The following is a 1,523-nucleotide window of genomic DNA, read 5'->3' as shown; positions in this document are numbered from 1 at the left end:
AACACAGTGGACGCGAGCAACTGAGGACAAGCCCTCGGCCTATTAGTACCAGTCAGCTCCACCCGTTACCGGGCTTCCACATCTGGCCTATCAACCCAGTCGTCTACTGGGAGCCTTAACCAATCAAGTTGGTGGGAATACTCATCTTGAAGCAGGCTTCCCGCTTAGATGCTTTCAGCGGTTATCCTTTCCGAACGTAGCCAACCAGCCATGCCCTTGGCAGAACAACTGGCACACCAGAGGTTCGTCCGTCCCGGTCCTCTCGTACTAGGGACAGCCCTTCTCAATATTCCTACGCGCACAGCGGATAGGGACCGAACTGTCTCACGACGTTCTAAACCCAGCTCGCGTACCGCTTTAATGGGCGAACAGCCCAACCCTTGGGACCGACTCCAGCCCCAGGATGCGACGAGCCGACATCGAGGTGCCAAACCATCCCGTCGATATGGACTCTTGGGGAAGATCAGCCTGTTATCCCCGGGGTACCTTTTATCCGTTGAGCGACAGCGCTTCCACAAGCCACTGCCGGATCACTAGTCCCGACTTTCGTCCCTGCTCGACCCGTCGGTCTCACAGTCAAGCTCCCTTGTGCACTTACACTCAACACCTGATTGCCAACCAGGCTGAGGGAACCTTTGGGCGCCTCCGTTACCCTTTAGGAGGCAACCGCCCCAGTTAAACTACCCATCAGACACTGTCCCTGATCCGGATCACGGACCCAGGTTAGACATCCAGCACGACCAGAGTGGTATTTCAACGACGACTCCACAACCACTGGCGTGGCCGCTTCAAAGTCTCCCACCTATCCTACACAAGCCGAACCGAACACCAATATCAAACTATAGTAAAGGTCCCGGGGTCTTTCCGTCCTGCTGCGCGAAACGAGCATCTTTACTCGTAGTGCAATTTCACCGGGCCTATGGTTGAGACAGTCGAGAAGTCGTTACGCCATTCGTGCAGGTCGGAACTTACCCGACAAGGAATTTCGCTACCTTAGGATGGTTATAGTTACCACCGCCGTTTACTGGCGCTTAAGTTCTCAGCTTCGCCACCCCGAAGAGCAGCTAACCGGTCCCCTTAACGTTCCAGCACCGGGCAGGCGTCAGTCCGTATACATCGCCTTACGGCTTCGCACGGACCTGTGTTTTTAGTAAACAGTCGCTTCTCGCTGGTCTCTGCGGCCACCCCCAGCTCACCAAGTAAATCGGATCACCAGGAATGGCCCCCCTTCTCCCGAAGTTACGGGGGCATTTTGCCGAGTTCCTTAACCATAGTTCACCCGAACGCCTCGGTATTCTCTACCTGACCACCTGAGTCGGTTTAGGGTACGGGCCGCCATGAAACTCGCTAGAGGCTTTTCTCGACAGCATAGGATCATCCACTTCACCACAATCGGCTCGGCATCAGGTCTCAGCCTTAACGTGTGACGGATTTGCCTACCACACGGCCTACACCCTTACCCCAGGACAACCACCGCCTGGGCTGGACTACCTTCCTGCGTCACCCCATCGCTTACCTACTAC

General features: G+C 55.7%; 1 rRNA gene. It reads right to left on the bottom strand.

Annotation, left to right across the window (positions count from 1 at the left end):
* Positions 1 to 22 precede the first annotated feature (22 nt).
* Positions 23 to 1,523 (bottom strand): 23S ribosomal RNA (locus MHW47_RS35340); the annotation flags it as partial.

Origin of the sequence: Streptomyces sp. OfavH-34-F (genome assembly GCF_022347745.1) — a bacterium.
Taxonomy (GTDB): domain Bacteria; phylum Actinomycetota; class Actinomycetes; order Streptomycetales; family Streptomycetaceae; genus Streptomyces.
Note: the sequence above shows the minus strand (reverse complement) of the source record. Positions and strands in the feature narration are given on the sequence as shown.